Origin of the sequence: Aquabacterium sp., from assembly GCF_016234775.1 — a bacterium.
GTDB lineage: Bacteria > Pseudomonadota > Gammaproteobacteria > Burkholderiales > Burkholderiaceae_C > Aquabacterium.
This window is the reverse complement of sequence record NZ_JACRAH010000008.1, coordinates 84,376-108,436: the sequence shown is the minus strand read 5'-3', so window position 1 is coordinate 108,436 and position 24,061 is coordinate 84,376. Positions and strand designations below refer to the sequence as shown.

At 62.5% G+C, this 24,061-nt stretch carries 19 protein-coding genes; 7 read left to right on the top strand and 12 right to left on the bottom strand.

Translation table 11 applies throughout. The features are described 5' to 3' along the window. The first annotated feature begins 35 nt into the window (after positions 1 to 35). Complete coding sequence (locus tag HY836_RS03620; protein WP_290673670.1) at positions 36 to 866, top strand: AraC family transcriptional regulator; 831 nt, start codon at positions 36 to 38, stop codon at positions 864 to 866. Positions 867 to 1,227: 361 nt separating this feature from the next. Here the strand turns inward: HY836_RS03620 and HY836_RS03615 are convergent, their stop codons facing one another. Continuing rightward, a complete protein-coding gene (locus HY836_RS03615) occupies positions 1,228 to 2,100 on the bottom strand; it encodes an alpha/beta hydrolase (protein ID WP_290673668.1) in 873 nt (290 codons plus the stop codon). A 116-nt stretch (positions 2,101 to 2,216) separates the two neighbouring features. Here HY836_RS03615 and HY836_RS03610 point away from each other — a divergent pair, with 116 nt between their 5' ends. Further along, positions 2,217 to 3,065 (top strand): helix-turn-helix transcriptional regulator, encoded by an 849-nt coding sequence (locus HY836_RS03610; RefSeq protein ID WP_290673666.1) that lies wholly within the window; start codon positions 2,217 to 2,219, stop codon positions 3,063 to 3,065. Between the two features lie 13 nt (positions 3,066 to 3,078). On the opposite strand, the gene HY836_RS03605 is transcribed toward HY836_RS03610, so the two are convergent. From HY836_RS03605 to HY836_RS03590, 4 genes are all read right to left on the bottom strand, one after another. Further along, positions 3,079 to 3,696 carry a methyltransferase domain-containing protein gene (locus HY836_RS03605; RefSeq protein ID WP_290673664.1) on the bottom strand — a complete coding sequence of 206 codons (618 nt, stop codon included), beginning with the start codon at positions 3,694 to 3,696 and terminating at the stop codon, positions 3,079 to 3,081. A 22-nt stretch (positions 3,697 to 3,718) separates the two neighbouring features. Next, positions 3,719 to 4,060 (bottom strand): zinc ribbon domain-containing protein YjdM, encoded by a 342-nt coding sequence (locus tag HY836_RS03600; RefSeq protein ID WP_290673662.1) that lies wholly within the window; start codon positions 4,058 to 4,060, stop codon positions 3,719 to 3,721. 85 nt (positions 4,061 to 4,145) lie between these two features. Continuing rightward, the gene (locus tag HY836_RS03595) at positions 4,146 to 6,248 is read right to left on the bottom strand and encodes a hypothetical protein (protein WP_290673659.1); all 2,103 of its coding nucleotides are present in this window, start codon (positions 6,246 to 6,248) and stop codon (positions 4,146 to 4,148) included. A gap of 96 nt (positions 6,249 to 6,344) precedes the next feature. After that, on the bottom strand, positions 6,345 to 7,277 hold the full coding sequence (locus HY836_RS03590) for an SDR family NAD(P)-dependent oxidoreductase (RefSeq protein WP_290673657.1): 933 nt from the start codon (positions 7,275 to 7,277) through the stop codon (positions 6,345 to 6,347). Between the two features lie 207 nt (positions 7,278 to 7,484). Here HY836_RS03590 and HY836_RS03585 point away from each other — a divergent pair, with 207 nt between their 5' ends. From HY836_RS03585 to HY836_RS03575, 3 genes are all read left to right on the top strand, one after another. Continuing rightward, on the top strand, positions 7,485 to 8,366 hold the full coding sequence (locus tag HY836_RS03585) for a metal-dependent hydrolase (protein WP_290673655.1): 882 nt from the start codon (positions 7,485 to 7,487) through the stop codon (positions 8,364 to 8,366). Positions 8,367 to 8,513: 147 nt separating this feature from the next. Continuing rightward, positions 8,514 to 9,899 (top strand): L-serine ammonia-lyase, encoded by a 1,386-nt coding sequence (locus HY836_RS03580; RefSeq protein ID WP_290673653.1) that lies wholly within the window; start codon positions 8,514 to 8,516, stop codon positions 9,897 to 9,899. A 114-nt stretch (positions 9,900 to 10,013) separates the two neighbouring features. Next, positions 10,014 to 10,484, top strand: a complete 471-nt coding sequence (locus HY836_RS03575; RefSeq protein ID WP_290673651.1) for a MarR family winged helix-turn-helix transcriptional regulator — start codon at positions 10,014 to 10,016, stop codon at positions 10,482 to 10,484. A gap of 97 nt (positions 10,485 to 10,581) precedes the next feature. Here HY836_RS03575 and HY836_RS03570 read toward each other — a convergent pair whose 3' ends face one another. From HY836_RS03570 to HY836_RS03540, 7 genes are all read right to left on the bottom strand, one after another. Beyond that, entirely contained in the window at positions 10,582 to 13,185 is a 2,604-nt protein-coding gene (locus HY836_RS03570) for an acyl-CoA dehydrogenase family protein (protein ID WP_290673649.1), read from the bottom strand. 4 nt (positions 13,186 to 13,189) lie between these two features. Further along, positions 13,190 to 13,786: a sugar transferase gene (locus HY836_RS03565; RefSeq protein ID WP_290673647.1), complete on the bottom strand. Its 597-nt coding sequence runs from the start codon at positions 13,784 to 13,786 to the stop codon at positions 13,190 to 13,192. A 29-nt stretch (positions 13,787 to 13,815) separates the two neighbouring features. After that, positions 13,816 to 15,018, bottom strand: a complete 1,203-nt coding sequence (locus HY836_RS03560; protein WP_290673645.1) for a DegT/DnrJ/EryC1/StrS aminotransferase family protein — start codon at positions 15,016 to 15,018, stop codon at positions 13,816 to 13,818. Positions 15,019 to 15,049: 31 nt separating this feature from the next. Continuing rightward, positions 15,050 to 16,168, bottom strand: a complete 1,119-nt coding sequence (locus tag HY836_RS03555) for a glycosyltransferase family 2 protein (RefSeq protein WP_290673643.1) — start codon at positions 16,166 to 16,168, stop codon at positions 15,050 to 15,052. 11 nt (positions 16,169 to 16,179) lie between these two features. After that, complete coding sequence (locus HY836_RS03550; RefSeq protein ID WP_290673641.1) at positions 16,180 to 17,310, bottom strand: glycosyltransferase; 1,131 nt, start codon at positions 17,308 to 17,310, stop codon at positions 16,180 to 16,182. After that, positions 17,307 to 17,963 carry an acyltransferase gene (locus HY836_RS03545; RefSeq protein ID WP_290673639.1) on the bottom strand — a complete coding sequence of 219 codons (657 nt, stop codon included), beginning with the start codon at positions 17,961 to 17,963 and terminating at the stop codon, positions 17,307 to 17,309. The genes HY836_RS03550 and HY836_RS03545 overlap by 4 nt, the downstream gene beginning before the upstream one ends. A 519-nt stretch (positions 17,964 to 18,482) precedes the next feature. After that, the gene (locus HY836_RS03540; protein WP_290673637.1) at positions 18,483 to 19,910 is read right to left on the bottom strand and encodes a teichoic acid transporter; all 1,428 of its coding nucleotides are present in this window, start codon (positions 19,908 to 19,910) and stop codon (positions 18,483 to 18,485) included. Positions 19,911 to 20,005: 95 nt separating this feature from the next. Here HY836_RS03540 and lysS point away from each other — a divergent pair, with 95 nt between their 5' ends. Together lysS and HY836_RS03530 are read left to right on the top strand one after the other, a co-directional pair. After that, positions 20,006 to 21,532, top strand: coding sequence for a lysine--tRNA ligase (lysS, locus tag HY836_RS03535; protein ID WP_290673635.1), 1,527 nt, complete (start codon positions 20,006 to 20,008; stop codon positions 21,530 to 21,532). Between the two features lie 353 nt (positions 21,533 to 21,885). Beyond that, on the top strand, positions 21,886 to 23,997 hold the full coding sequence (locus HY836_RS03530) for a LamG-like jellyroll fold domain-containing protein (RefSeq protein ID WP_290673633.1): 2,112 nt from the start codon (positions 21,886 to 21,888) through the stop codon (positions 23,995 to 23,997). The last annotated feature ends 64 nt before the right edge of the window (positions 23,998 to 24,061 follow it).

Sequence of the window (24,061 nt, the reverse complement as noted above, 5' to 3'; positions counted from 1 at the left end):
TCAAATAAATCGCTTTAATGATCAATCGTCTCAAGATGGAAGACCAGCTTTCACATCTCCTGCAGCGCTTCTCCTTGAGTGCCGGCGTGTTTCATGTCGGGCAGATCTGCGGAATCCATCACTTTGAACAAGACGCCACGCACGGCCATGTGCACCTGATCAGACGTGGGCCTGCGCAACTGATCGAAGCCTCCGGCATCTCAACGACCATTGAAGAGCCCACGCTGATCTTCATGCCGCGACCAGACGTGCACCGCCTGATCACGGACGAGCGGCAGGGTGCCGACGTCGTCTGCGCCAACATCCTGTTTGGCCTGGGCGGATGCAACCCGATCACCACATCACTGCCCAGCGTGGTTCAAATCAAGCTGGTAGAGCTACCGGGTGCCGAGGCTCTGCTGTCCTTGGTGGATGAGGAGGCCTTTACGCCGCAGTCTGGGCGGCAGGCAGCACTCGATCGTCTGTGTGAAGTACTGATGATTCGTCTGCTCCGGCATTGCCTGGCCCACGGCCTGACTCAGCGTGGCGCTTTGGCTGGCCTGGCGGACCCAAAATTGTGCAAGGCGCTGCATGCCATGCATTCGCAACCAGCCCGATCTTGGTTACTCAGCGATCTGGCCGCCGAGGCAGGCATGTCTCGCGCCAGGTTTGCTGCGCGGTTTCGTGAAGTCACGGGGCAGACGCCTGCGGACTACTTGGCCGCATGGCGGGTCCTGGTCGCGCAAGATCTGCTGCGCGGTGGACGGGCCTTGAAGAACGTGGCACTCGACGTGGGGTATGGGAGCGTCAGCGCCTTCTCGCGCGTGTTCGCACGTCATGTGGGGCACACGCCGACGGTTTGGCAACGCCAGGGTAAGACGACATAGCGTGGCGCTTTCTGTGTAACTGCGTGGTAAGAGCTGAGAAACGAACAATACCCACGGCCTCATGATGGCAAATTGACCGTCAGTATGAGTTCGGGTTCGTCCTCCGAGAGCGGTGCAGGTGGCCAACGGACCTATACGACCGCTGAATCGCAACACACTGACGGCTTCGAACGCGGCTGACCACGGTGGCAAGGCGCTGAACTTCTCCCCGTGCCACCGTGGAAGTCGGAAAATTCCAACTTATGCGAACGAAACCACCAAAAGTTCCAACTTATGTGAATCACGCGTTCCAGACATCTTGAATCAAACGCTCGCAAGCCCTTGATTCACGATCGGGGGCGGTTCCAACTTATCTGAACTTCTACACCTGGCAGGCTTGAACGGCGCCCTCATCGCCCCCGCCCATGAATCGAACCATGCTGGCCGACAAATGCCCAGCATGCTCAAGACTCACATAAACGCCCGCGCTGTCAACCCATATGAGTTCGGCGTTGGGCAACTCACAGCGGAGCCGCTCGGCCAAACGCGCCGGAAAGTGCCGGGATTGCTTCGACCACAACAGCAAAGCAGGTTGCCCAAAATGCCGTAGCGCCCGTCCTGCTTGCAGGGTATGGTCGTTTGACAGCGTGCGAAGAAACTTGCACACGTCGCGACGGACGCCGGCGTGTGTGCGGGCCGGCCTGAGCCAGCGCTCGATCAGCTTGCCGTCCAGCGGCTTGTCAGTGAGGTCACCAAACGCGATGGGCAAGCGCCTGAGCGGTGGCACGACATGCATCAACTGCGTCATCAACCATGTCAGCATCGGGCTGTAGCCCAGCCATTTCAAGTAGGAAAATGCGGGCGGCGGAAAGACCTCGTAGGCATCACAGGTCGTCAGCACCAATCGGGCGATGCGCTCAGGGAACTGCGCGCACACCATCTGCGCCAAGGCGCCGCCCGTGTCATTGCCAACCAGAATCACATCGTGCAGATCCAGAGCAACGATGAAATCCGCAATCAGCCGGACCATCCCGGGCACCGACAGATCCGCCTGCGGATGCATGGGCAAGGCATGCGCACCCAAAGGCCAATCGGGCAAGATGCAACGCCATGATGGCCCAAGCTCGGCGACGAGAGGTTGCCAGAGCTGGCCATCAACCATCAGGCCATGAACAAAGACAACAGGCTGGCCCTGACCCTGGTCGAGATAACGCAACGAACCTTGCGGCAGTTGAAGCACTTTTTGTTGAAGCATGGCGTCCGTCCTGTCTGGGGCAATGAATCTGCGCATGATCTGTAGATGCGCCACACCAGACAATTACCTGCGAGGTCATTGAAACGTGCTGCGTCGCGCGGGGATACTGTGCGGCCATGACTTGTGTAGATCGCCCATCCCTTTTGCCGCCTGACCCACCCTCTTTTGGCGCCCTGCTGCGGACCTGGCGCACCCGACGCAAGTGCTCGCAACTGGATGTGGCGCTGGATGCGGGTATTTCACAGCGGCACTTGAGCTTTCTCGAATCCGGACGCGCACGGCCCAGCCGCGACATGGTGCTGCTGCTGGGCACGGCGTTGGACGTGCCGCTGCGCGAGCGCAACCTGTTGTTGCACGCCGCGGGATTCGCGCCCATTTATCAACAGCGCACGCTACAAGACGAAGACATGAAGGCCGTGCGCGAGGTGCTGGCACTCACGCTCCAGCATCATGAGCCGTACCCCGCCATGGTGGTCAACCGACAATGGGACATGTTGATGTGCAATGCCCCTGCCGAGCGCTTTGTGGCCTTGCTGGGCCCCCCGGAGGAGGTCTGGCAACGCGTTGATGGCAGCGGCAGGCGCAACGTCATGCGCATGACGTTCCATCCGCAGGGCATCCAGCCACGAATCAGGAACTGGCCACAGCTCGCCTCCTTGCTGCTGAACAGACTTCATCACGAAGCAGCCGCTGACCCCACGCACCAGGCCTTGCACCAACTGCTGGACGAGATCGTTCAATTTCCAGGCGTGAATGCGCAATGGCGAAAACAAGCGTGGTTGAACGGCATGCCTCCCCCCGTTTTCCCGATGGAATATGCTCTGGGTGAACGCACGCTCAAGGTGTTCTCCATGGTTTCCACATTTGGCACGGCCCTGGATGCCACGGCCGAAGAATTGCGCGTGGAAACCTTCTTTCCGGCCGATGACTTCGCACGAAGCTTCTTCCTGGCGCTGGCCGCCTGAGCAAGCAGGCTGCTTATCGGCGCACCAGGTGCACAGCCAGTTCGTGCCCGCTAGGCAGATTCGGATGCGGGACCTTGGCATACGGCGGCCGCAGCCAGACCCAGCTCGCCTCGGGCAACAGGGCCCGCATGGCATTGATGTCACAGTGGTAAGGCGGGCCTTGGATCAGGCCCTCTTCCGTTGCGCCGGTGCGCACCATCTGCATGAACAGCGCAAACAGGCTGCCGCCAGGCCGCACCCACGAGGCCAGTTGCCGGCCATAGCTCACCCAATGTTCGGGGTGGAGTGCGCACATGCAGGTCTGCTCGTACACCGCATCAAAGGGCTGTGCGGGTGCGTAGCTGAGCACATCGGCCTGCACGATCTCGGCCTTCACGCCTTCCTGCTCACAGCGCGCTCGCGCTTGCTCGACGGCCGCCTGGGTGTAATCCAGCCCGACCACGTCAAAACCGCTGCGGGCCAGCTCTACCACTTCCCAACCACGGCCACAACCGGGCACCACGATGCGACAAGGCTGCAGCACGCCGCTGTCGAGCCAGGTCAGCAGTTGCGGGCTGGCGCCACCGCGGTCCCAGCCGGTTTCCATTTTCTCGAAACGCTCTTGCCAGAATTCGGTGGTGGGGCCTGCCATGTGGATGCCTCTTCTGCCTCGATCAGGCCTTCTTGACGAACTCGGTCTTGAGTTGCATCGGGCCGAAACCATCGATCTTGCAATCGATGTCGTGATCGCCATCGATCAGGCGGATGTTCTTGACCTTGGTGCCCACCTTCACCACGGAAGACGAGCCCTTGATCTTCAGGTCCTTGATGAGGGTGACGGTGTCGCCGTCTTGCAGCACGTTGCCGTGTGCATCCTTCCAGACACGCGCCTCAGCAGCGGCTTCCACAGGCTCGCTGGCGCTCCACTCGTGGGCGCAATCGGGGCAGATGAAAATGTCGCCATCCTGGTAGGTGTACTCGGATTGGCATTGGGGGCAGGATGGCAAGGTGCTCATGGGGAATGACGCTTCTACAGAAGACAGCGAGTCTACCCCCCGGACTCACGCGCGCCGTTGACCTGCACGCATCCCGTCACGCCCATCAGGGCGAGACCACAATCTTGGTCATGTAGCGCCGGCCCTGGGTATCCAGAGCGATCATCCACAGCGCATACTCAGTCGCATCATTGGGCACACTGGAAAACGCCGGGATCACCAGTTGATTGGCTGACAAGGGCTGGATCGTGAAGACCTGCTTGCTCGGCGAGTTAGTCGCTGGCCTGCTGATGACTGTCCGAACCTCCATCACACGCATGCTCGGATTGGCTGCTGCCCAAGTGGCCCAGCTGAGCGTCATGCCACCGGTGATATCGGCCTGCAACAGTGAGCCACCCACATAGAAGCTGTCCGGCCGCGGATAGACAGCCTGGTTCGCCGAAGAAGGCAAATCCGCCATCAAGATTCCGGAGGTCGTTTCTTGCCCGCCCACGTTGGTAGCCGTCATCTGAAAACGGGTGCCAGGTCGCGCGTCCGTCACACCCAACAGGCTTGTGCCTGTGGTCGGCAGAACCTGATCCAGCACCAGATCACCCGTTTCATAACCGACATTCGAGTTGGCATTCAGACACAGTGGCACGTAGGTCGCGGCTTCACAAGCATAGAAGTGCGCAACGCTACCGCTTGGCGCGATCACGTCTGCGAACACGGGTGTCACTGAATCCAGCCCTTTGACAATCGCCTGGATGCCCTGGCGAAGCGGGGCGCCAGTAGACGTCACTTCGGTGCCTTGCCCATTGAGGTATAGCCATGTTGCCGGATGAATGGCCCAAGGCGTTGAGCGGCCATTGCCGGTCAAGGCCCAACTGCTTGTTGAGCTGATGTAGTTGGCCACACCTTCAAATACCCCGTGAACAGTGCCACCGCTGTCTCGCACCAAGGCGGCCACTTTGATCTTGGTGCACAGCGCCGTGATGGGGTAATCCAGGCAGCCCTGGATCATGAACGACGAGAGTTGATAGTTGCTTGCGCCGTACGCGGCCAGTTGCCCCGCCACAGCCAGTGCGTTGCCACCATCATAGGTACCAAAACTGGCGGAAAAGACCGGTTTGTTGACGGCGGGACTGCCCTTGACATAGTCCAAGGACGCCAGGTTCATCGCCGTGTTGATGGGCGTCAAGTTGGCATTGAGCACGCTGCGAATCAGGTCCAGATCCGAAATCGTCCGCATCAGTGAGGCGGTGCTCGTGGTGGTCTTGACCGTGGTCGTGATGTCGCTGGTCGCCGAGACCGACGGGGTGGACGTGTTCAGTCGCGCATTGGCCGACGTCAGGTTAACGATGACTTCAGGGCTGCCCATACGAGAACTGGGCGAAGCCGCACAGGTGTTGCTCGGGTCACATGGTGGCAACAAACGATTGCCCATCAACATTAACTCTGTGATGGGATTCGTGCTGTTGTCCTGGCGAAACTGAATACTCAGGCTCTCGATGACCGCATCCAGCCCCCTCTTGTTCGCACTGAAAGTCGAATCGCTGAAAAAGCTGCTCAAGGGCGTGCTGTTCAGGTCCACCGTGTTGAGGTTGGACTGGATGATCGTCTTGATGAACGTGCTGGCCGCCGTGTAGGCCGCACTGTTGCCCAAGAGACCCCACTGGGCTGTGCGTGCGGTGGCACTGCCCGTCGTCGAGGCCTTGCCGGCCAGGAAGGAGGGCCCGGGATCACGTCCCATCAACAGGGCGACCACGGCGTTGGTCACGGGATTGATATGGGCATACATCTGTGTACCCGCTCCTGAAACCACGGTCTGCAGCACCGTGTGCAACAACACGGGCACGCCGGCCATGTCCACGCCCACAACCTGGACGAGCAAGGGCAGCGCCGGCGACGTACAGGTCAAGGTCAGGGTGTACTTGCCATCAGACAACGCCGTCGTGCCAGAGCCGCAGTCCGCGCCATTTGAATCCAGCACGGATACGGTCGCCCCAATCAGCGGCGCACCGATCGCGGCCACGCCGGTCAGTGTCACTGGCGCACTGGACGAACCACCGCCGCCGCCTCCGCCACCACCGCCGCCGCCGCTACCGCCTGAAGTTGTCGAACTGGCCCCACCACCACCTCCACCGCAGGCGGTCAAAACAACCGCCATGGCCACACCCCACACCCAGGCCTTGAGCGGCGAGCGCTTGGGGATCAATGGTGTTTGCATGGCACAACCTCGACAGAGAAATGGACGCACCCTTGGCAAGGGTCCGTGTCATTGTCTGGATTGCGCCTCCTGCAGAAGGCTGGATAAAGCGGGGCTTCAGCCGCCTGATGCCACCTTCGCCATGACCTTGGCGATCTCCTGATGGGACTGCGCCATGCCACTGCCCGGCACGGCCTCCTGGTGTTGCGAATTGATCTGCGCAAAGTGTGCCGCCACTTGCTCTGGCGCATCGGCGCCTGCTCCGATCAGCACGCCATCGGTCAAGGTCACGTGCGAGGCGGCAAACACCCCTGCACCGGCACACAAGATGGCCCGTGTGGGTGCCTGCTCGCTGGCCAGGAACAGCAGCCCCGGCGTGACGCTCTCAGGCGTCAGCAGCTTGAGCACTTCGGGCGGCATGATGTCCTCCGTCATGCGGGTGGCCGCGGTGGGCGCCAGGCAATTGGCGCGCACGTTGTACTTCTCGCCTTCCAGCGCCAGGGTCTGCATCAGGCCGACCAAGGCCATCTTGGCCGCGCCGTAATTGGCCTGACCGAAGTTGCCGAACAGGCCGGACGACGAGGTGGTGAAGATGATGCGGCCGTAGCCCTGCGCCTTCATGATCTCCCACACGGCCTTCGTGCCGTAAACAGCACCCATCAGGTGCACATCCACCAGCAAGCGGAAGTCATCGAGCGTCATCTTCGAAAAACTCTTGTCGCGCAGGATGCCGGCGTTGTTGACCAGGATGTCCACCCTACCCCAGGCGGCCATGGCCTGATCGACCATGGCCTGCACGGCTGCGGGGTCCGTCACCGAACCGGTATTGGCCAGGGCCTCGCCACCAGCCGCACGGATCTCGGCCACCACCTTGTCGGCCGCCGATTCACCTGCCACGCCCGGGACCGAGCCATCCCGCGCCGCACCCAGATCATTGACCAACACCTTGGCGCCACGGGCGGCCAGTTGCAGGGCATGGCTACGCCCCAGGCCACCGCCTGCGCCCGTCACGATGGCCACGCGCCCGTCGAATCGAATGTCTGCACTCATGTTTATCTCAGCTTGGGTTGAACAACACAGCCGACATCATGCGGGATCTGAAATCTCCGTGAAAACCCTGAAACGCAAGGCGTGAGGATTTCGCGATCGCTTCCTGTCGTGTCGCCGCGAATGCCTTGCTGTCGTGTTGACGTATACGTCAATCGGCACACCAGCCCGTAAACTCGTATCAAACAGTTACCGACGAGACATCCCCACATGAGCGACTTCAAGAACAACGCCCCTGGTGACATCGTTCCCCGCGAAAAGCTCGACTTCAAGCTGGACGAAAAGACCCCGCGCTGGTGGTTTGGCGGCAAGGCCTTCCAGACCCGCCTGTTTGACGGCATGCAGGCGGCCTTCCCCGATGGCGAGCGCTACTTCATCACCAGCGTGCGCGCCTTCCGCAAGCAGATCAACGATCCGAAGATGGCCGAGGACGTGAAGAACTTCATCCGCCAGGAAGGCCAGCACGGCATCGCGCACACGCACTACAACGACCTGCTGCGCAAGCAGGGTGTGGACGTGGACAAGATCCTGGTGGACGCCAAGGCCCTGTTCGACAAGTACAACCGCGTCTACTCGGCTGAATACAACCTGGCCCTGACCGCCGCCTTCGAGCACTTCACGGCCATGATGGCCCAGATGCTGTTCGAGACCAAGGACGTGATGGCCCCCGCTGACGAGAACGTGCGCGCCATGTGGGCCTGGCACGCCATCGAAGAGATGGAGCACAAGGCCGTCGCCTTCGACGTCATGCAGCAAGTGGCCAAGGTGGGCTACTTCAAGCGCTGCGCCGCCATGACCCACGCGCTGTACAAGGTCGTGGTCGACAGCATGCGCCTGACCAACCTGCTGCTTAAAGGCGATGGCTTCTCGTTTGGCCAGCGCATGGTGATGTGCGTCAAGGGTGCGTGGTGGCTGTATGGCCCCGGCGGCCTGTTTGCCCGCAACACGCTCAAGCTGATGGCGTACTACAAGCCCGGCTTCCATCCGTGGCAGCACAAGGTCATCCACAGCTACCCTGTGTGGGTGCAGACCTTTGAATCGACGGGTGACCCGATGCGTGCCGGTGCCGCACTCTTCCAGGCTGCGCACTGACAGCCGTCCACACTCGTTGAGACACAGCCGGCGACAGAGAGGCCGGCTGTGCATTCCTCAACGCCCTGATGCCTGCATCTAGGGCGAACCCCGTCTTGCTGCGCGAGCCTCAACGGCGCGAAGATGAAGCACACGGACGGGGACCCCATGGCTGTCTCGGTATTTGACCTGTTCAAGGTGGGCATCGGCCCATCGAGCTCGCACACGGTGGGCCCGATGCGGGCTGCCAAACTCTTTGCCCAGCGCCTGCAGGCTCACGCTCAGCTGGATGCCACACGCAGGGTCTGCATCGATCTCTACGGCTCGCTGGGCGCCACCGGGTATGGGCATGGCAGCGACAAGGCCGTGCTGCTGGGGCTGATGGGCCATGATCCTGACACCGTGCCCATTGATGACGTGACCTCGCTGATCGACGCGGTGCGCCATCAACATGAACTGACCTTGCTGGGAGCGCACCGCCTGCCCTTCCATGAGGCACAAGACCTGCGCTTCATCCCGAATCAATCCCTGCCCTTTCACCCCAACGGCCTGCGCTTCACGGCACTGGACGCCCAAGGCCAGACGCTGCAGCAAGCCGTGTATTACTCGGTGGGCGGCGGCTTCGTGCTCAGCCAGGAGGCTGCGGACGACGCAGGCAGGCAGGCCCGGATCGCGCCGGACATCGACGTGCTGCCCTTGCCTTTCCACAGTGGCGCCGACATCCTGGCGCTCACCGCGCAGCACGGCATCAGCGTGGCCGAACTCATGCGCCGCAACGAACGCCACTGGCGTGACGATGAGCAGATCACTGCCGGGCTGATGCGCATCTGGCACGCCATGCAGTCCTGCGTCCAACGCGGCTGCGAGCTTGGGGGCGTGCTGCCGGGCGGTTTTCAGGTGACACGCCGTGCACCCGGCCTGCATGCCCGCCTCCAGTCTGCCGGAGCCGCGCTGGACCCCTTGCACGTGATGGACTGGGTCAACCTGTTCGCCCTGGCTGTCAACGAAGAAAACGCAGCAGGTGGCCGCGTGGTAACCGCCCCCACCAACGGCGCAGCGGGCATCGTGCCGGCGGTGCTGCACTACTACTGGCGCTTCGTGCCGGGCGCCAGCGCGCAAGGCGTGATGGACTTTCTGCTGACTGCTGGCGCCATCGGCCTGCTCTACAAGGAAAACGCTTCCATCTCGGGCGCCGAAGTGGGCTGCCAGGGCGAGGTGGGCGTGGCCTGCTCCATGGCCGCCGCGGGCCTGTGTGCCGTACTTGGCGGCTCGGCGGCTCAGATCGAAAACGCGGCGGAAATCGGCATGGAACACCACCTGGGCCTGACCTGCGACCCGGTCGGTGGCCTGGTGCAGATCCCCTGCATCGAGCGCAATGCGATTGCCGCCGTGAAGGCCATCAATGCCGCGCGCCTGGCACTGCACGGTGACGGCTCACACCGCGTCAGCCTCGACAAGGTCATCCAGACCATGCGCGAGACTGGCGCCGACATGAAAGACAAATACAAGGAAACTGCACGCGGAGGGCTGGCTGTGAACATCGTGGCGTGCTGATGCAGCACACAATCGCCTTTACATTCGGCGTGTCGATGTGACCTTGGTCGCCGAAAACAGGTCACAGGCTATCTACAATTCGGACACACGCGTGATCCAGATACACCAACAACAATGAGCGATTCGGAACTTTTTGTAGCCCACGTACCGGGCATTCAATACGGTGTGCTGGACAACTTGATGGGCTACGCCGTGCGGCGCGTGCAGATCAAGATGTACGAAAAGTTCATCCTGGCGCTGGAACCCTGGGGCATCACGCCGCCCCGGTTTTCTGCCATGGTCATCGTGTCGCTCAACCCGGGCTTGAAGCTCACCCAGTTGGCCAAGATCATGGGCATTGCCCGATCCGGCGCTGTCATCCTGGTGGATGCACTGGAAGAGTTGGGCTACATGCAGCGCCTGCCTTCGACCGAAGACCGCCGTGCCTTCAGTCTGGCCCTGACCGACAAAGGCAAGGCGGACCTGATCAAGATCACCGCCGCTGTTCAAAAGCAGGACGAGGAAGTGGTGCAGGGCCTGAACGCCCCAGAACAGGCTGAACTGCACAGGTTACTGCTCAAGCTGTGCGGTATCGGTGACAGTTAATGTGGCCGGCCCTGCTCAACGGGCAGGTCGGGGCTCGCTCACGACGCGGACAGGAACGCCCAAGTGGGTTGCGCGTGCGCTACGCGCAACTCAAACATCAGTCTCGGCTCAGCAAGTGCTGACGGCGCAAGGCCAGGCCACCCTGCAGGCATTGCAGTTGCCGCGCATCCTTCATGCGTTGCCCTTGGGCTGAGCCGGAGCGGTACCCGTCGCCCCCCATCAGCTGAACACCCTGAACCGTCAACTCACACGCCTGTGCACCGACTTGCAAGGCGGCGAACTGCGCCGCGTCTGCGGGCAAGGCGCCTGACATCGCTGCCTGCAACGCCCCCTGCATCACGCTCAGGCGCTCCTGCATGGCAGACAGGAGTCGTCGCACTTCCCCCCATCCAAGCAAGTTGCCGCCACCTTGCTGTCTCGATGAGGCATGGGCAAGCGCTTGCTGCAGACTCGCCCGTGAGACGCCGCACAACATGGCCATCGCGGCTGGCGCCAACAGACCGGACAGCCGACGGAACAGAGCAGGCGTGAGCGCCCCCTTGATGATTTCACACGGCACACCACCCAGCTCAACGTCGTTGATGCTGCAGCTGGACAAGCCCAGGGTCAGCAGGCGCTCACCGCGGATGACGGCCGGATGCGTCAGGTCCACCACAGCAAGATGCATGAGTTGATCACGCCCCTGAACAGGCAGCACGGCCCAGCGCGCATACCCACCCAGCATCAGCATGTCGACCTGACCACGCAGATAGCCTTGCGCATCCACAGCCGGCCAGAGTTGATCATGCAGACCATGGAAAGCGGGCCACGCCAGCCATTCGCCAGCCAATTCACGCCTCAACTGAAGCTGATCGGCGCCACCATCACTGTGGCGCAAGGCCAGATGCGCTGCAGCACTGCCATACACGGCAGCCGCCATGCTGGCATCCACGGCCGACAAGGCTTCCAGCACCTGATACAAAGCATCCAGCGAAGAGGCTTGCGTGCCAACGCTCGACTCGCCGCAGACATTCGCCCAGCCCAGGCCGTGCATGTGATCCAGAGCCGATTGGAACGACAAGCCGGGCAATTGTTCCCGCGCAAACTGATCTGCCACACGCCACCAATCGCTCTGAGGCGCCGACAACCAGTTCATGGCCGGATCCGGCAAGGCAAGGGCTTCGTCCTCGCGCATAAAGACGCGCACACCTTGATCGGGCCGCAAGCGGCACTTGAACAGGTTGACACGATTGATCTGATCGGTGCCTTCGTGGATCTGCAGCAGCTTGGCATCACGCAAGCGCTTCTCTATGCCGATCTCGTGACGCAGGCCATCAGCCCCTGTCAACTCCAGTGCCAGCCCTGCATTGCTCATGGCCAGATCGGCACTGGCAAACTTGGCCAGCGAGGCCAGGCCAGAGATCAGGTTCTGCCACTCCTTGGGTTGCGCGTCCAGAAAGCGCTTCTGGAACCACTGCGTGGCATCAGGCGACTGCAGGACACGGCGCGCCGCAAAGCGCCAGACGCTGGCCGGCGCCAATTGATCCGCCCAGTACAAAGGCCTGAAAAACATCATGCGGAACAGGCCACCCAGACCATTGGCCAGTGCCGACTCCAGGTAGGCCTGACGCGCCAGGATGGCGTTCTTGTTCATCTCGGCCAGCGTGGTCTGAGCCCACTGCTGCTCGATCAAACGGCCACCCGGCAGCACCTTGCGCGCGGCGTAATCGCGCGCAGCTTCATAAGACCCACGGGCCACGCCAGCCGCAAACGCGCCGACGCCGGAACGGGTACAGGCCGAGATGTAATCCAGCAGAGTCTGGGCCACCTCACGGTACGGCCGCTTGAGGCCCTTGGCGCGCTGACGATCAATGGCCACGCAATCAGCAGGCACATGAACGTCTTCAAAGATGAGTTCGGAGGCCACACAGGCCCGCTGCCCCATCTTGTCCATCATCTCGCCCACACGCACACCAGGCATATCGGTGCGCACCGCCAGCACGACCATGGTGTCTGCCGCCTGGGTCAGATCCTCGTAGGCCACCACCATGTGCCAGGTCGACACATGGCCGTTGGAGATGTAGTTCTTGCGGCCGCGCAGGATGTAGCTGCCATCAGGCTGCGCCACAGCTTGCGTGACGAGATTCGCCTGAGCGAGCAACTGGGTGTCGGTGGTGTCGGTGCCGGCCAGGGGCTCATTGAGCGCCAGGCTCATGAGACAAGGCTCGCCGCGACGCTCACCGGCGCACACCTCGGCAGAAATCTTCGCGGCCAGCCTGAGGTTCCAGGATGCCATCAAGGCGCCCTGGCCCATGTAGTGCACGCCGATCACGGCGGACACACCCGCACAGGCCGAGGCGACCTCCTCCAGGAAGGCGTAGAGCGACAGGTAATTCCAGCCCTTGCCGCCAAACAGCACGGGCAGCCACAGTGTGAACAAGCCCCACTCGCCGGCCTGGCGGATCAGCTCACGTGGGATGTAGGCCGGATCGTCCATGGCCTGGCGATCGATCTGCAGGGCCCAGGGCCGCACCACTTCGGCGTTGAAGCGCTGCGCCAGCTCCAGCGCATCCACCACGTCCTGACGGACGGCAGACGGCAGATCGCTGACGGCAGCCAGCGCCGCAGACCAGTCCGCCACCGAATTGCGCAGGCGCTCGGCGTCAACGCTGGGGCTTCGTTCCTTGATGGAGGGCAGGTAGGCGCCGTCCGGATGGGTCATCGTGTCACTTGCTCAAGATCGCCAGGATGGTGCGCACGATCAGCTTGATATCGGTCCACACCGAGGCTTGATCCACATAGCTCGCCGCGAGGGCCAGCTTGTGGGGCATCACCTCGTGAATATAGGCGTATTCGGGGTCCGCCGCACGCTCCAGCACATGGCTTTCGTCACGGTATTCGATGGAGGCGATATCGGTGATGCCTGGTCGCACGGAGAGGATCTTCTCGCGCAGGTCGGTCGGATAGTGCGCCACATAGCGCGGCACTTCAGGGCGCGGGCCAACCAGGCTCATGGCGCCCTCCCACACGTCAATCAGCTGCGCCAGTTCGTCGAGCTTGGTGCTGCGCAGGAAGCCGCCGACACGGGTGATGCGGCTGTCTGCCCCCACCGTGATCTGCAGGCCCTGTCCAGCAGGTTCATGCCGCATGGTGCGGAACTTGTGGATGCGAAACGGTTTGCCGTAGCGCCCCACGCGCTCCTGCCTGAAGAACACCGGCCCGGGCGAATCCAGCTTGACCGCCAACGCGATGAGCAGCAGCACCGGCGCCAGCATCAGCAGGCCCAGTGTGGACAGGATCCAGTCGAACAGTCGCTTGCTCATCTGCCGTGTCAATTCGCTTGCCTTGTTTGTCAGGCCTTGCCGAAAGCCTTGCGCACAGCCTTGATCACGCGCTCGACATCGTCGTCCGTCATCTTCGTGTACAGCGGCAGCGTCACCATGCGTTCGTAGGCCTTCTGGCTGTGCGAGAACTGCTCGGGCTTGAGGTCGTAGCGGTCCTTCCAGTAGGGGTGCAGGTGCAGCGGAATGTAGTGCACGCTCACGCCGATGCCGTCGGCAAACAGGCTGTCGATCAGTTGATCGCGGTTGATGGTGGCTTCATCGCTCAAGCGCACCACATACAGGTGCCACGAGTGCAAATCCCCAGCGTGCCGTGGGCGCGGTGGCAGGATCAGGGGCAGATCAGCCAGGGCCTCATCAAAGCGGGAAGCGATCTGTTCGCGGCGGACCTGGAAACCGCTGACACGCTGCAACTGGTGCAGGCCCAGAGCCGCCGCGATGTCCGTCAGGTTGTACTTGAAGCCAGGGGCCACGATCTCGTAATACCAGCTGGGCACCTTGGCCGTGAAGCGGTCAAAGGCATCGCGGTTGATACCGTGCAGGCGCATGACCTTGGCACGCGCAGCAAGCTGGGGATCACGGGTGACCAGCATGCCGCCTTCGCCCGTGGTCATGGTCTTGTTGGCGTAGAAGCTGAACACCACGGCATCACTTTGCAGGGTGCCGATCAGTTGCTGCTTGTAGGTGGTGGGCAGCGCATGGGCCGCGTCTTCCACGATCTTCAAGTTGTGCTTCTTCGCGATGGCGAAGATGGCATCCATGTCCACCGACAGGCCCGCGTAGTGCACCGGCATGATGGCCTTGGTACGCGGCGTGATCATGGCCTCGATGGCTGCGGGATCGATGTTGAGCGTGGCCGGATCGATGTCAACCAGCTTGACGTCGGCGCCCAGGTAGCGCACCACTTCGGCGGTGGCCGTGAAGGTGTGCGTGGTGGTGATAACCTCGTCACCAGGGCCGATACCCAGGGCTTCCAGCGCCAGGTGCAGGCCCGCGGTGGCCGAGTTCACGGCGATGGACTGCAGGGTGTCATCACCTGAATCCCCAACGAGGTAGGCCGTGAAGGCTTGCTCGAACTTGCGGGCCTTGGGGCCAGTGGTGACCCAGCCGGAGCGCAGGGTGTCCACCACTTCTGCGATCTCTTCCTCGCCGATTTCAGGCAAGGCGAAGGGCAGGAAGGGCAAGGCGTTGTCGGAAGAAGAGGAGGAACTCATGGATGTTTCTCTCGGAAATTCAAGGGTGCACTCATCGCGCAGCGGCCTTGCCGCGTGTCAGGCGACCAAAGGCGGGATCGGGCCGACCACGCACGATGGCATCCCACCAGCCACGCAGCGAGCCCAGGCCGTAACCAAAGTGGTAGGCGGCGATCACATCAGGCAGATGCCGCATCAGTTCGCGCCCTTGCTGGCGGGCGATGCTGAAGCTGATGGCATACACGGCCAGGCCGTACAAAATGGATTGCAGGATCAAGGTGCTGGCGCAGGCCATCGTGCCCCAGCTGATGGCCGTGCGCAAGGCGCCCGACGGCAGGCTGAACACAGCCAGGCTGCCCATCGCCGTCAACAACAGCAGCAAGCACATCACGCCAACGAACAAGCCCGGAATCAGGTGGCGCAGGGCCGCAGCCTGCCCGTGCTTTTTCATCACGAAGGGCTTCCAGTAACCGTACTGGCGGTACTGGCGGAACACGTCCATCTTGCTGGCACGCGGGAAGTAGGTGGAGCGGATGCTGGCCGATTGCCAGATGCGCCCGCCGCCTTTGTGGATGCGCAGATTGTGTTCGTCATCCTGGTTGCGCACCAGGGTTTCGTCGAAGCCACCGAAGCGCTCAAAAGTCTGGCGCGGCCAGGAGCCCAGGTAGACCGTATCGACCTCGCCCTCGTAGGCCAGATCACGCGACAAGGCGCCACCGGCCACCAGGCGGGACTGGAAGGCCGCCGCAATGGCGCGTTGCACGGTGCCTTGCGGCCCCTCCACGCCTTGCGCCTTCCAGGGCCCCCCCACATTGTCAGCACCGGTGCGCTGCCAGGTGGCCAGGCATTGCGCGATGTAGTCATCGGCATAAACCGTGTGCACATCCAGGCGCACGATGAACTCGCCACGCGCTTGCTCGATGCAACGGTTCAGGCCGCACGACACGATACGACCGGGGTTGTCCAGCATCACGAAGCGAGTGTCCTGGGCGCACAAAGCGGCCAGGCGCTCGCGTGTGCCGTCGTCGCTCAGGCCATCGGCGATCAGCACTTCCAGCGCCCAGCCTTCCGGCACGGCCTGTGCGGCCACGCTGCGGCAGAAAGCCTCGATGTGGTCCTGCTCGTTGCGGCAGGGCACGATGACCGAGACGATGCGTGCTTGATCGCTCATGGGCACCCGGTTCAACGCGCCGAGGCGCGATGGCGCTTGATGCGCGGCACGGTGGGGTGCAGCAGCTTCTGATACAGGCGCCACATGGCGTCCATCTGACCGCGGCGAGAGGCATCACGTTCGATGCGCGCGCGGTTGTGCAGACCCATCTGCGCAGCCTGCATCGGATGGTCGTATGCGGTAACCAGTGCCTGCGTGACGGCGTCCACATCGCGCACGGGTACGATCCAGCCGCCCTTGTCGTCGATCCACTGCCGATTGGCCGGCAAGTCGGACGCGATGATGGGTAGGCCACAAGCCATGGATTCGAGCACGGACACCGAGGTGGCATCACTGGTGGGCACGGACACGCTCACCTTGCTGCGCTGGATGGCGTTGACCATCTCGACATCCCCTACACGACCATGAAAGCGCACCTGCTGCAGCAGGCGCAGTTCCTGCACGCGGGCTTCGAGCGTGGCCTGCATGGGGCCACCGCCCAGCAGATGCAGGCGGGCGTGTGATTGGGGGCGCAGCATCAGGAAGCGCGAGAAGGCTTCCAGGATGAGGTCGATGTTGTAGTTGGCTTCCCAGGTGCGCAGGCTGATGACATCGAAGTCCTCGCCTGGGTCGCCCGGCACGAACTTGTCGGTATCGGCGCCCCACAGGATCTGATGGCACGGTGCAGAGGGGTGATAGCGCGCGATCTCGTCGAGCATGTCCATCGAATCTGCCGTGATGAGGTCGGCGTGCCGCAGGGACCAGCCCACCACAGCGCGCATCAGGCGGCTCTCTCGTGGCGTGACCAGAATATCGCTGCCCCAGGCCGTGAGCACGGTGGGCACTTTCAGTCCACACATCGCTGCCCACAAGCCGTAAGACGTGACGTAATGGCCATGCACCAGCGTGGGCTTGAAACGCTTGCCCACCTCACGCGAGACCTGGCGCACCTTGAGCAAGGCCTTGAACCAGGTCAGCTTGTCGTTACCGGGCTCGATGGCGATGACTTCGCGGGCACCCGGCACATCGGCAGGCTGGCGGGTGATGACGATGGCTTCGGCGCCGCGCTCGACGGCTGCCGCGACCCAACGGCGCGTGTGCACGCTGGATGCATCGGCAAAAAACAGGATGCGCACGGCGGCGTCATCTGGACGACGGCTCATGCGGGCTCCTGACCAGCTTGCTGTTCCTGCTGCGCACCGAGTGCACGACGCAGGTTGTCCTTGCCGGCCCAGTGCGCGTACAGCGCCTGCAGTTCCGGATGGCGCTGCAGCATGGCGCGGTCCAGCTCACGGGTATCGCCCATGACGACTGCTGGCTTGCCGTGCGCTTGCGGGCCCACGATGGCGAAATCTGGCACCACGCCGGACACAAAGCTGTAGCCCTGCACGATCACGCCCTTGCCGATTTTCGCGCCCGGCGCGATCACGCTGTGCGGGCCGATGAAGCTGTAGGCACCGATGTGGGTGGCTTTGCGCACATAGCCCAAGGGGTTGGGATCGTTGATGTAGCGACGCCCCATCACGCGCACAGCCTTGTGGCTGGAGTGGCTGAGGACGGAGGCGTAATTGGTGACCTGCGTGCCCTCTTCGATCACCAGGCCATTGGAGCCATCGATGCGGTTGAAGTGCCCAATGAAGACGTGGTCACCCAGCTTCAGCCCTTCCAGGCCTTCGAAACAGGTGTGGGTGCTGACGCGGGTGTGAGGACACCAGCTGCCGTCTGCGTTCGCCCAGCCATACAGGATGCGCGGGCCGGTAAAGGCCGAGAGCAGGCGCGCAGCTGGATGCTTGAGTCTCTGGATCAAGGCGGACATGAACGGAAAGCGGAAAACCTCAGGGGCCCACGGGGGCTGAACTGGGTATTGTCCCTGATCCTGCTGGTGCGGCCGGTCGCTGGGTTAAGGGAAAGGGCTGGGAGCCCCGTGAACCGGTGGTGGTTGAGGGGGCAAGTCGTCTGATTTGGTGCTGGTGGCGCTTTGTCGTAAGAGCGCGGGGCGAGGGCTGGGAGGGCGTCCGTCAGGGCTTCATGTTGGTGGTCCCGCTTACAGCGGGACTGCCCTGCGATGCTCGCGCCAAGGTGGGGCCGGAGAACTCGCTACGCGGCCTCACGGCCGCTGCGCTCAAACAGCTCCAGCAAGTCAGATGAACGAAGCACGCTGCGCGTGCCCACCTTGGCACTGCGCTTCTCGGCACCAACAAGGCGCCCCGCCAGATGCCCACCCAGCCCTTTTTTCGCCTCGCTTGTGGCGTGCCACGACCCCTTTCCGTGCCACGCCACCGCCTCGTCCCCGGCCTGCGCTGCCGCGAAAAAACGCGCCAAACAGACGAACGCCTCACTCAACCCGCGTCAAGGAAGGCTGCCAAAGCGCCCTGACCGGCAGCCCCGCGTGCTTGAGAAACACCCCATAAGCCGCCATGATGGCCACGATGTAGCCCGTGCTGGACGCCACCCCTGCCCCCAGCGGCCCCCACATCGGCACCAGGAACCAGCCCACACAGAAACTGATCGTCAGGGACATCCCCGCGATCGCGCCTGACAGCTGCGGCCTCCCCAGGTGATTCGTATAAAACGCCGACAGACTGGACGCCGCCGCATACGCCGCCACACCTGGCAACAAGGCCGCCAGCGGCAACAAGGAGGCCTCGTACGCAGGCCCCATGACCCAGGGCAACCCCCACCAGGCCAGGCCCAGCAGCACCGGCGCCGCCAGCAAGGTGGACAAAACGTTGATGCGCACCGCCTGCACCGTCATGGCCGCCGCGACCTTCACGTCCGGATGCCCGATGCGCGAATAGACCGACACCGTCACCGACGAGGACAGCAGCCACAGCAGTTCCGCCGCCGTCACCGCCACCGAGTACACCCCGGTCGTACTCAAGCCATCAAACCGCTCGACCAGGAAAAGCGACACCCGGTAGTTCAGCAGCCCGATCACATTGGTGATGCCGATGGTGGCCACAAACGGCCATTGCGCCATCCAGCCTGGCGGCTTTTGCAAAAAGGCCGCCAGCCGCGAGCCGGCAAAGCCGTCTTCCAGCCGCTCATCCCGCTGGCGGGCATGGCGCAAGGCATAAAACGCCGTGACCACCGCGACGATGGATTTGCCCGTCACCCAGGCCGTCAGCACCAGCAACACCGTAGACCGACTACCCTGCCCGCCCTGCGTGATCCACCAGGCGCCACCCAAGCCCACCAACACAGAAGCCGGCGCCGACACCTGCGCCACATTGATCGGCCACATGCGCCCTTCGCCCAGCCACAGCCCCGTCGCCGTGGGTACCAGCAGCAAAAAGGGTGCCGCCATCGCGAGCAGCCACAGGTAGGTGTAAGGCATGGCCCGGGCCCACCAGGACACGGCCACCAGCACCAGCGAAGCCAGCAAACCAAACGCCACGGCGGCCCGCAACACCCCTTGCAACATCGGCAAGGCCTGGCCATGCTGGCCATCGGCCAGGTCTTGCTGCTGTTGCGACATCTGCCGCGCCAGCCACAGGCCCAAGCCGGTGAACAAGGTGAGCAAGGCCGACTCCACCGCCACAAACAGCGCAAACGCCCCTTGTACCTGTGGCCCATGGCGCGCCACCACCACCGTGATGGCCAGCCCCAGGCCCACCATCATCAGCTTGGCGATCAGGTTGCCCAGCGCCGCCCTGGGCAGCGCGCTGAGGGCCTGCCGAAGCGCCGCAAGGCGCCCGCGAGGCACTTCGGCCCCGGTCGAGCCCCCCTGAACGGCTGGTGGACGGGAATCTTGAACGGACATGTTCGCCATTGTCGCCCAGGGTTTCATACAATCTAGGGTTTGGCCTGAATCGCGCCTGCGGCGACCAGCCGCCCCGCTAACCCTGATCCCCCGTCATGACCACGCACCAACACCCCACGCAAGAGCCCGTTCCCGCAGAGCTGATGGTCGACACCAACAAACTGGTGGCCGAACGCCGCGAGAAGCTGGCCGCCATCCGTGCCCAGGGCGTGGCCTTCCCCAACGATTTCAAGCCCGCTGACCGCGCTGCAAGCCTGCATGCCGCCCACGACGGCACCGAATCCGAGCCTCTGGAAGCGCAAGCCATCACGGTCAGCGTGGGCGGACGCCTGATGCTCAAGCGCGTCATGGGCAAGGCCTGCTTCGGCACGCTGCAAGACGCCACGGGCCGCATCCAGGTCTACGTGACCCTGGACGCCGTGGGCGCCGAAGCCCTGCAGGCCTTCAAGCACTGGGACCTGGGTGACATCCTGGGCGCCGAGGGCACGCTGTTCAAGACCAAGACAGGCGAGCTGTCCATCAAGGTCACCAGCATCCGCCTGCTGACCAAGGCCCTGCGCCCGCTGCCCGACAAGTTCCACGGCATGACCGACCAGGAACAGAAGTACCGCCAGCGCTACGTTGACCTGATCGTCGACGAGCACTCGCGTTCGCGCTTCATCGCTCGCTCCAAGGCCGTGGCCTCGATCCGCAGCTTCATGGTGGACAACGGCTTCCTGGAAGTCGAAACGCCGATGATGCACCCCATCCCCGGCGGCGCGAATGCCAAGCCGTTCACCACGCACCACAACGCGCTGGACCAGGAAATGTTCCTGCGCATCGCGCCCGAGCTGTACCTCAAGCGCCTGGTCGTGGGTGGCTTCGAGCGCGTGTTCGAGATCAACCGCAACTTCCGCAACGAAGGCGTGTCCGTGCGGCACAACCCCGAGTTCACGATGATGGAGTTCTACGCGGCCTACTGGAACCACCGCGATCTGATGGACTTCACCGAATCCATCCTGCGCCACGCGGCCCACGCCGCTGTTGGCACCGCCAAGCTCACCTATGGCGGCAAAGAAGTGGACCTGGAATCGCCCTTCGCCCGCCTGACCGTGCGCGAATCGCTGATCCAGATCGCTGGCCTGACGCCGGAAGAAGCCGACAGCAGCGACATCCTGCACGCCAAGCTCAAGGCCCTGGGCGAAGAGCCCCCCACACGCTGGAGCCTGGCCGAACTGCAATTCGGCATGTTCGAAGCGGCCGTGGAAGAAAAGCTGTGGCAGCCCACCTTCATCATCGACTACCCCGTCGAGGTGTCGCCACTGGCCCGCGCATCGGATGCCGACCCCAGCATCACCGAGCGCTTCGAGCTGTTCATCACCGGCCGCGAGTACGGCAACGGCTTCAGCGAATTGAACGACCCTGAAGAACAGGCCGCCCGCTTTGCCGCTCAGGCCAACGCCAAGGATGCCGGCGACGAAGAAGCCATGTACTTCGACGCCGACTACATCCGCGCCCTGGAATACGGCCTGCCCCCCACGGGTGGCTGCGGCATCGGCATCGACCGCCTGATGATGTTGCTGACTGACGCGCCCAACATCCGTGACGTGATCCTGTTCCCCGCACTGCGTCGCGAAGCATGATCAAACAAAACTGACTTCACGCTGCACATTCAAGCCCGACTCCGACGAGTCGGGCTTTTTTTGCAACTGACCCATACGCGCCCAACCCATTTTCACGTTGCAAAAAGTTTCAGCTAGAGCTAACTTGGCTGAGCTAGACTGCCTGACGGTCATTTACCACCAGGCATTCGACCCATTCAAATCAAAAAACAGGGATGTTATTTAGCGGCCGTTGATTCCAACGTGCTGCTGGCAGCGCCGTGACTGATTGAATGGCGAGTTCCCACAGTGGTTTGACCGCACATGGGCATGCTCAATGGCGTTTTTGCTTGGCGGCCCATTCATCATCAGTCATAAATAGCGAGGACCACACGATGGCCAAAAACCGTCTCACCCCATTTCATGCAACGCTCTCCCAGGTGGCATTGGCCGCCCTGACCGTCTCGGTATTGAGTACAGGCTCTGCCTCGGCACAATCCGCACTTGACTATGCCGGTCAATGGAAACTCGACGACTGCGCATCCTCCGCGGTCTTGGCTGACGCCTCCGGCAACAACAACGACGCCATCCGCGGCGCATTTGTTCAGTGCGCAACCGGGTGGGATGGCCAGGCCAGTGGCGCCGTCAACTTCACCAGCGCAACCACGCTGGAAGACACCGCCAATCACAGCCTGATGTTTGGCAGCCCTGCCGCCCACAAGATCACGAATCAATTTGCGTTCTCTATGCGCATCAAGCCCAGCAGCACGGGCGCTGGCGCACTGCTCACCAAGAAGTGGAGCAACCCAAATGGCGTGATCAACCGGACCTTCCAGTTTCATATCGAGCCCAATACCTCTGGCAACGTTTTCCCTTCTATCCGGATCTGGTTCAAACTTGCAGACGGCAGCATTTCATCTCATGGCCTGGGACTCGCTGCCAGCATCCCCACCAACCAGTGGACGCAACTCGGGGCTTCTTATGACCCCGTCAACGGCCTGCAAGCCTTCATGAACGGCAAGAAACTGACTTCGCCCAAGTTCGTGCTGCCCGCTGGCGCCACCTTGCTGGAAGCACCCTCTGGCACGAGTTCCAATATGTTCGTTGGCGGCAAGGCGACCAGCCAGACAGCAGGTCAAAGCTTCCTTGGCGCTGTTGACGACGTCTGGTTCTCCACCGGCAGTTGCACGGACCTGCAGAGCACCCGCGCAGCAGACAAAAGCAAAGAACTGATGATCAACGCTGTATCGGTCGTGGACGATGCGCGCGCCAGCGGCATGGGGCCATGGTCGTTCGGCGGGCTGGTGTCACAGATGGTGCCTGCCGATGTGAACAATCCACAAGCGGCCATTGATGCCGCCGCCGATATGGTCGAAACCATGTTCAGAACGTGGGATCGTTCGACACTGATCAACAAGACAAGCGGTTCCACACCAGTTGTGGTCAACGGGCAGACTCTGGAACAACGTTCAGCCATCATGAGCCAGGTGCTCAGCAAGTGGCCCAAAACCGCCAATGGCAAGCTTGACCTGTCCAAGTCTCCACTGCGCCTGACCGCCATTGTCAACCGACTGGACCTGCGTGATCTCAGCAAGGGTAGTGCAGGCGAAGGCCGCTTCGTATTCAATGTGCTGAACGGTACCATCCCACAGGCCTTCACCGTGATTCTGGAATACAAGCTGCCAGCCACCACGGAAGCTGACATCCGAAAGTGGGGCAATGACTGGCACAAACTGAGCGCTTCAACCAACTACAACGCTGACCTGCAGGCTGTCACGGATCGCTTTACCAAACGCGGTGCGCTGCCCGGCGCGCCAAATGGCAGCGCCCTCAATCAGTTGCGCACGAACGAAATCGCGTTGGGCAACCCCTGGGAGTTGCGACAGTTCCAGTTGACATCAGGGACCAACGGGACACGGTTGACGCCGGCGCCAGTGGCCCAAACCCCGGCTGCCAGCCTCAATAACAACAACACCGTGGCAACGCTGGGCAACTATTTGAGCGCCAATACCCAGGCCATTTTGCAAGAGCGTCACACCGTGCCATTGAGCCTGGGCACGCCCACCGCCCCATTCCGGGGAGGCGCCGCCCCCATCACCGACAACTTCATGGTTTGGAAGGCGCCCAACATGACTGTCCCAACCGGAGTCAACGCAGGTGATGTGCGCCACAAGTTTGCACTGAACACCTGCAGCGGCTGCCACCAGGCCGAGACCGGGACCAACAGCTTCCTGCACATTGGCACGCGCTCGATCGGTGCGGCAGCGCCGCTGTCTGGCTTCCTGACAGGAACGACCATCTCTGACCCTGACAATGGCGTGCAACGCACCTTCAACGACCTGCAACGTCGCCAGCAGGATATGGTTGTCGTACTGAAGTGCCCGGTACCCGCTGGCACCACAACACTCAGTGCGTCATCCCTGCGAGTGGCGCCCATGTCCACATCGACGACGACCACTGCCACACCCACATCCACCCTCTCAAAGGGTATTGGCCGCGTTCATTGATGCCAGTCGGGTAGGTGTCCAACGGGCTTGTTCCCCGCGGACAACCACCACAACACCTGATCAA